Annotated in this window: 5 protein-coding genes; all 5 read right to left on the bottom strand. The window is 75.2% G+C overall.

Features of this window, described 5'->3' with window-relative positions; translation table 11 throughout:
- Positions 1 to 540: SAM-dependent methyltransferase (locus DQW06_RS25845; protein WP_117199472.1), on the bottom strand; the 540-nt coding region annotated here is incomplete at its 3' end.
- Positions 537 to 4,160 (bottom strand): cobaltochelatase subunit CobN, encoded by a 3,624-nt coding sequence (gene cobN, locus DQW06_RS25840; protein ID WP_071621886.1) that lies wholly within the window; start codon positions 4,158 to 4,160, stop codon positions 537 to 539. The genes DQW06_RS25845 and cobN, both read right to left, overlap by 4 nt.
- On the bottom strand, positions 4,157 to 5,212 hold the full coding sequence (locus DQW06_RS25835; protein ID WP_117199471.1) for an ABC transporter ATP-binding protein: 1,056 nt from the start codon (positions 5,210 to 5,212) through the stop codon (positions 4,157 to 4,159). Before DQW06_RS25835 ends, cobN begins: the two co-directional genes overlap by 4 nt.
- Positions 5,209 to 6,225 (bottom strand): iron ABC transporter permease, encoded by a 1,017-nt coding sequence (locus DQW06_RS25830; RefSeq protein WP_117199470.1) that lies wholly within the window; start codon positions 6,223 to 6,225, stop codon positions 5,209 to 5,211. The genes DQW06_RS25835 and DQW06_RS25830 overlap by 4 nt, the downstream gene beginning before the upstream one ends.
- Positions 6,222 to 7,262 carry an ABC transporter substrate-binding protein gene (locus DQW06_RS25825; protein ID WP_013152644.1) on the bottom strand — a complete coding sequence of 347 codons (1,041 nt, stop codon included), beginning with the start codon at positions 7,260 to 7,262 and terminating at the stop codon, positions 6,222 to 6,224. The genes DQW06_RS25830 and DQW06_RS25825 overlap by 4 nt, the downstream gene beginning before the upstream one ends.
- Positions 7,263 to 7,410: the final 148 nt, after the last annotated feature.

Genomic DNA, 7,410 nt, shown 5'->3' with positions numbered 1-7,410 from the left:
GCCCCCGAGCATGACGACGATGTTGTCCTGCCCCGCCGCCACCGCCTCGCCCAGGCGGCGCGCGGGGGTCACGTGCACCGGACGGCCCACCTCGTGCAGCACGATCCGGTGCCGCGCCGCGAGGAGCTGGGGGGCGCTGACGCCGGGGAGCACGTCGTACTCCACCTCGACGGCCCCCCGATCGGCGATCCGTTCCACGATCCGCAGCGTGGAGTCGTACAGACCCGGGTCGCCCCAGACCAGGAACGCCGCGGTGCCGCCGCGTTCGCCCAGCACCCGCTCGTAGGCGGCGACCCGCGCCTCGTGCCAGGCGGCCACCGCGGCCGCGTAGTCCGCCGGGTCGTCGCGGTCGCGTTCGGGGTCGGGCACCGCGACCAGCGGCACGCCGTGCGCCTCGCACACGGCCCGGCGCAGGGCCAGCAGCCCGTCGTCCCCGCGTTTTCGGGCGGCCACCGCGTAGTCGCAGCCGCGCAGCGCGTCGGCGACCTCCGGGGTGACGTGCCGCGGCCCCATGCCGATGCCCAGGATGCGCACCCTCACTCGGACCGGTCCTCCAGGTCTCCCTCGACCTCCAGGTAGACCTCCTGGAGGGCCTCCAGCGTCGCCGGGTCCGGCTCGGCCCACAGGCCGCGCCGGGCGGCCTCGTGCAGCCGCTCGACGATACCGTGCAGCGCCCACGGGTTGGAGCGGCGCAGGAACTCCTGGGTGTCGGCGTCGAGCACGTACTCGGCGGCGAGCCTGTCGTACATCCAGTCGTGCACCACACCGGCCGTGGCGTCGAAGCCGAAGAGGTAGTCGACGGTGGCGGCCAGCTCGAAGGCTCCCTTGTAGCCGTGGCGGCGCATGGCCGAGATCCAGCGCGGGTTGACCACCCGGGCCCGGAACACGCGGGCGGTCTCCTCGGCCAGGGTGCGGGTGCGCACCGCGTCGGGCGAGGTGGAGTCGCCGACGTAGGCCTTGGGGTCGGCGCCGGTGAGGGCGCGGACGGTGGCGATCATGCCGCCGTGGTACTGGAAGTAGTCGTCGGAGTCGGCGATGTCGTGCTCGGCGCTGTCCACGTTCTTGGCCGCGACCTTGATCCGGCGGTAGTTGGCGCGCATGTCGTCGGCCGCCGCGACGCCGTCCAGGCCCCGCCCGTAGGCGAAGCCGCCCCAGGCCGTGTAGACCTCCGCCAGGTCGCGGTCGTCGCGCCAGGTGCCCGACTCCACCACCTGGAGGATGCCCGCGCCGTAGGAGCCGGGCGCGGAGCCGAAGATCCGGGTGGTGGCGCGGCGCCGGTCGCCGTGCTCGGCCAGGTCGGCGAGGGTGTGGGCGCGCACGAAGTTGCCCTCCTCGGGCTCGTCCAGGTCCGCCACCAGGTTCACCGCGTCGTCCAGCATGGCGACCACGTGCGGGAAGGCGTCGCGGAAGAAGCCGGAGATGCGCACCGTGACGTCCACGCGCGGGCGGCCCAGCTCCTCCAGCGGCACCACGTCCAGCCGCGAGACCCGGCGCGAGGCCTCGTCCCACTCCGGGCGCACGCCCAGCAGCGCCAGCACCTCGGCCACGTCGTCGCCGGAGGTGCGCATCGCCGACGTGCCCCACACCGACAGACCCACCGACTCGGGGTAGGTCCCGGTCTCCTCCAGGTGGCGGCGCAGCAGGGACTCGGCCATCGCCTGCCCGGTCTGCCAGGCCAGCCGGGAGGGGACGGCGCGGGGGTCGACGGTGTAGAAGTTGCGGCCGGTCGGCAGCACGTTGACCAGGCCGCGCAGCGGGGAGCCGGAGGGGCCCGCCGGGACGAAGCCGCCCGCCAGGGCGTGGACGACGTGGTCGAGTTCGTCGGTGGTGCGGGCCAGGCGCGGCGCCACCTGCGCGGCGGCGAACTCCAGGACGGCGCGCACCCCGGGGTCGTCGTGCAGGCCGGACGCGGCGGCCGGGTCCCAGCCCGCGGCCTCCATCCGCTCCACGAGGTCGCGGGCCAGGGCCTCCACCCGGTCGACCTCGACGGCGGGCGCGTCCTCCTTCAGGCCCAGCGCCGAACGCAGACCGGGCACCGCGGCGCCCACCCCTCCCCACACCTGCGCGGCGCGCAGGACGGCCAGGACCAGGTTCACCCGGGCCTCCCCCTCGGGCGCCTCGCCGAGCACGTGCAGGCCGTCGCGGATCTGCGCGTCCTTGATCTCGCACAGCCAGCCGTCCACGTGGAGCAGGAAGTCGTCGAACTCCTCGTCGTCGGGCCGCTCCTCCAGGCCGAGGTCGCGGTGCATCTCGGCCGCGCGCATCAGGGACCAGATCTCGCCGCGGACGGCGGGCAGCTTGGCCGGGTCCATGGCCGCGATGTTGGCGTGCTCGTCGAGCAGCTGCTCCAGGCGGGCGATGTCCCCGTAGGACTCGGCGCGGGCCATCGGCGGGATGAGGTGGTCCACGACCGTGGCGTGGGCGCGGCGCTTGGCCTGGGCGCCCTCGCCCGGGTCGTTGACCAGGAACGGGTAGACGAGCGGCAGGTCGCCGAGCACCGCGTCGGTGGCGCAGGCGGCCGAGAGCGCGGCGTTCTTGCCCGGCAGCCACTCCAGCGAGCCGTGCTTGCCCAGGTGGACGACGGCGTGGGCGCCGAAGCCGTGCTCCAGCCACCGGTAGGCGGCCAGGTAGTGGTGGCTGGGGGGCAGGTCGGGGTCGTGGTAGATGGCGATCGGATTCTCGCCGAAGCCGCGCGGGGGCTGGACCAGGACGACGACGTTGCCCGCGCGCATCGCGGCCAGGACCAGCTCGCCGGCGTCGTTGACGTAGAGGCCGCCGGGCGCGGCGCCCCACGCCTCGGCCATCGCCTCCCGCAGCGGGGCGGGCAGTCCCTCGGTCCAGGCGGCGTACTCCTCCGGGGTGATGCGCACCTGGGCGTCGGTCAGCTGCACGGAGGTCAGCCAGTCCTCGTCCTGGCCGCCCGCCGCGATCAGGGCGTGGATCAGCGCGTCCCCGGCCTCGGTCTCGTCGGGCAGGTCCAGGCCGGGCAGGGCGCCGGGCTCTCCCAGGTCGTAGCCCTCGGCGCGCATCCGGCGCAGCAGGCGCACCAGCGAGCGGGGCGTGTCGAGCCCGACGGCGTTGCCGATGCGGGAGTGCTTGGTGGGGTAGGCGGACAGGACCACCGCCACGCGCTTGTCGGCGGCGGGCACGTGCCGCAGCCGGGCGTGGGCGACCGCGATCCCGGCCAGGCGGGCGCAGCGCTCGGGGTCGGCGACGTAGCGGGGCAGGCCGTCGCGGTCGATCTCCTTGAAGGAGAAGGGGACGGTGATGATGCGGCCGTCGAACTCGGGGATGGCGATCTGGCTCGCCGAGTCCAGCGGGGTGACGCCGTCGTCGGAGGCCTCCCAGTCGGCGCGCGGGCTCGTCAGGCACAGCCCCTGGAGGACGGGAACGTCCAGGGCCGCCATCCGCTCCACGTCCCACGCCTCGTCGTCCCCGCCCGCGCTCGCGGACGCGGGCACGCTGCCGCCGGCCGCCAGGACGGTGACCACCAGGGCGTCGAAGCCGCCGAGCGCCTCGTACAGCTCGTCGGGCGCCGAGCGCAGCGACCCGGCGAACACGGGCACGCCCACGGCCTGCCCGGTGGCGTCGACGGCGTCGGCCAGGGCGTGCGCGAAGGCGGTGTTGCCGCCCGCCTCGTGCGCCCGGTAGTAGAGGACGCCCACCTTCGGCAGACCCTCGTCGGAGGCGGTGGCGGACGAGGCGGGCGCGGAGCCGCGCGGCCGGTCGCGCTCGGCCAGTCCCCACAGCGGGACGGGCGCGGGAGCCTCGAACCCCTCGCCGGTCAGCAGCACGGTGTCGGACAGGAAGGCGTGCAGGCGCGCGAGGTTGGCCGGGCCGCCCTCGGCCAGGTAGCGGTGGGCGTCGGCCGCCAGGCCGATCGGGACGGTGGAGTGCTCCATGAGTTCGGCGCTGGGCTGCTGCTCACCGCCCAGGACGACCAGCGGCGTGCCCCGTTCCCGGACGGCGGCCAGGCCCGGCCACAGGTCGTGCGGGGAGCCGAGCAGCCGCACCACCACCAGGTCGGCGCCCTCGACGACGCCGGTGAGTTCGGCGTCGGAGGCGCGGGAGGGGTTGGCCCACGCGTACGCGCGGTCGCTGGCCCGCGCGGAGAGCAGATCGGTGTCGGAGGTGGACAGTAGTGCGATCCGTACCGTCATGGCCGGATTCCTCCTTCGGGGTTGGCTCCCCATCGTCGGTCGGACCGTTCGGGTCCGGGGGTCGTCCGCGCCTCGGCGGCGGGGGCGTCACTGTGGCGCGGCGGCTCGGAGCCGCGGCGCAGGAAGCGGATCACCGGGTGCCCGGGTCCGGGTTCGACCTCGGCCCGGACCCCGTAGACCTCCTCGATGAGGGCGGGGGTCAGGACCTGCGGGGGCGTGCCCTCGGCGACGACGCGCCCGCCGCACAGCACCAGCAGCCGGTCGCAGTACATCGCGGCCAGGTTGAGGTCGTGCAGGGCGATGACGGTGGTGACCGGCAGGCCCGCGACCAGTTCCATGAGGTCGAGCTGGTACTGGATGTCGAGGTGGTTGGTCGGCTCGTCCAGCAGCAGCTCGCTCGGCTCCTGGGCCAGGGCGCGGGCGATCTGGGCGCGCTGGCGCTCACCGCCGGAGAGCGTGTGCCAGGACCGGTCGGCGGTACCGGTCAGGCCGGTGCGCTCCAGAGCCGCCGCGACGGCGTCCGCGTCGGCCGCGGACATGGGCGTCCAGGCGCGGCGGTGGGGGACGCGCCCCAGGGCCACCACGTCGCGGACGGTCAGCTCGGTCTGGGTGTGCGCGTTCTGTTCGACGGCGGCCACGCGCCGCGCCACCGCCCGGCGCGCGGTCCGGTCGAGCGGCGTCCCGTCGAGGGCGACCACGCCCGCGGAGGGCGCCAGGACACCGGAGAGCAGCCGCAGCAGCGTGGACTTGCCCGAACCGTTGGGGCCGAGCAGGCCGACGGTCTCGCCGGGGCGCGGAGCCAGGGTGACGCCGTCCAGGACGAGCCCTCCGCCGATCAGGCGGCTCACCCGTTCGGCGTGCAGGCCGGTCCCGGCGGGCGCGCCGCGCCGTGCCCGGTCCCCTCCTTCGGGCCGTCGGTCGTCGGTCGGGGGCGCCTGGCGCACGGGCGGGCCGCTCCCGCCGAGCTCCTGCGGCGCGGCGTCCCGCCCCGGCGCCGTCGCGGAGGACGCGCCGTCGCGGCCGCGCGCCACCGCCTGGTCGGATGGGGTCACGTGTGCCTCCTGGCGCGGTAGAGCACTGCGACGAAGGCGGGCACCCCGATGAGGGAGGTCACCACCCCCACCGGGATCTCCTGGGGGTCCAGCGCGGTGCGGGCGACCGTGTCCACCCACACCAGGAAGACGGCGCCCGCCAGCGCGGTGACCGGCAGGAGCCTGGCGTGGGCCGCGCCGGTGAGCGCGCGGGCCGCGTGCGGCAGGACCAGCCCCACGAAGCCGATCGCCCCGGCCGAACTGACCAGGGCGGCGGTGAGCAGCGCGGTGGCGCACAGCAGCACCATGCGGGCGCGGGCCACCCGCACGCCCAGGTTCGCCGCGGCCTCCTCACCGAAGGCGAACGCGTCCAGGGTGGTGGTGTGCGCCAGGCACACGGCGAGCACACCGGCCAGCACCACCGCGCACAGCACCACGTCGTCCCACCCGGCGCCGCTGAGGGAGCCCAGCAGCCAGAACAGCACCCCGCGCGTGGTCTCGGCGTCGGCCGAGGTCAGCACGATGAACGAGGTCAGCGCCGAGAACAGCTGCATGGCCGCCACCCCCGACAGCACCACGCGGTCCATGCTCGCGCCCAGGGTGTGCGCGAGCAGCACCACCAGCCCGAAGGAGACCAGCGCGCCGACGAAGGCGCCCGCCGACAGCGACACCACCGCGCCGCCCCAGCCCAGCACCAGCACCGCGACCGCCCCGGTGGAGGCCCCCGAGGACACCCCGAGCACGAAGGGGTCCGCCAGCGGGTTGCGCAGCAGGGACTGCATGACCGCCCCGCACAGCGCCAGCCCCGCCCCGCACACCGCGGCGAGCAGGGTGCGGGGCATGCGCAGGTCCCACACGATGCCCTCGCGCAGCGGCGACAGGCCGCTCTCACCCCACCCCAGCCGCGCGGCGACCGACCTCCAGACCTCGGCCGTGGTGATGTCGGCGGGGCCGATGGTCACCGCGACCGAGACCGACACCGCCAGGAGCACCAGTCCACCGCAGGAGAGCAGCGCCAGACGCGCACCGCTCACCGGCCGAGCCCGAGGCCGCGCAGACCCTCGGCGACCTGCTCGATCCCCTCGACCGTGCGGATCGAGGGGTTCATGGCCTGGCCGCTGAGCAGGACGTAGCGCTCCTCGCGCACGGCGGTGAGGTTGCTCGTGGCGGGGTGGGACTCCAGGAACGCGATCTTGGCGTCGGCGGACTCCGCGGTCTGGGAGTCGCGGGTCAGGTCGCCGAGGACGATGACGTCGGGGTCGCGGTCGGCGACGGTCTCCCAGTTGATCTGGGGCCACTCGTCGTGGGTGTCGTCGAAGGCGTTGCGCGCGCCGACCGCGCGGGTGATGGCGCCGGGGGCGCCGCAGCAGCCCGCGAGGTAGGGCGACTGGGAGTTGGCGAACCAGTACATGAGGGAGACGCCGGAGGCGTCCAGGTCCGCGGTGGCCGCCGCCACCCGCCCCTCCAGCTCGGCGATCAGCTCCTCCCCGCGCTCCTCGACCCCGAACAGCAGGGCCAGGTCGCGGATCTCGCCGTACACGGCGTCGAGGGTGAGCGGTTCGCTGCGCGAGCCGTCTCCCCCGCTGTCGTTGTCCTTGCCGGTGGCGCAGTCGGTCGGGGAGACGTAGGTGGGCACGCCCAGTTCCTCGAACTGCTCGCGGGTGGCGACACCGCCCGTGCCGAGCGTGGAGACGAAGGAGGCCGTCACGAAGTCCGGTTCGGCGTCCAGGACCACCTCGAAGGAGGGGGCGTTGTCGGCCAGGCGGGGGATGCCCCCGTTGGCCTCCTCCAACCCCTCCATGATCGGATCGGTCCAGGTGGCGGTGCCGACGAGGCGGTCCGCCAGCCCCAGGGAGAGCAGGATCTCGGTGCTGCCCTGGTTGAGGGAGACGACGCGCTCGGGCGGGGCGTCGACGCCCACCCGGTGTCCGCAGTTGTCGACCGCGCGGGCGCCGTCGGCGTCGGCGGCCTCCGTGCCGCCGCTCCCCCCTTCCGGGGAGGGGGCGCAGGCGGTGAGCAGCAGGGCGGAGGCGAGCAGGAGGGGAAGGGGGCGCGGGGCGCGACGCAGCATGGGCATGCCTTGGATGTCGGGGCTCGAACGCGGAGCCTGGCACGGGACGCCTCCGCGCACTCGACGCGGAGGGGCCAGCAGGTCTTCGGACTCGGGTTCGCCCGGACGGGGTGCCTTCCCAGGTCGGTGCCGCCTCGACTCCGTGGTC

The sequence above is a fragment of the Nocardiopsis sp. TNDT3 genome, from assembly GCF_003427465.1.
Lineage (GTDB): Bacteria > Actinomycetota > Actinomycetes > Streptosporangiales > Streptosporangiaceae > Nocardiopsis > Nocardiopsis dassonvillei.
Note: the sequence above shows the minus strand (reverse complement) of the source record. Positions and strands in the feature narration are given on the sequence as shown.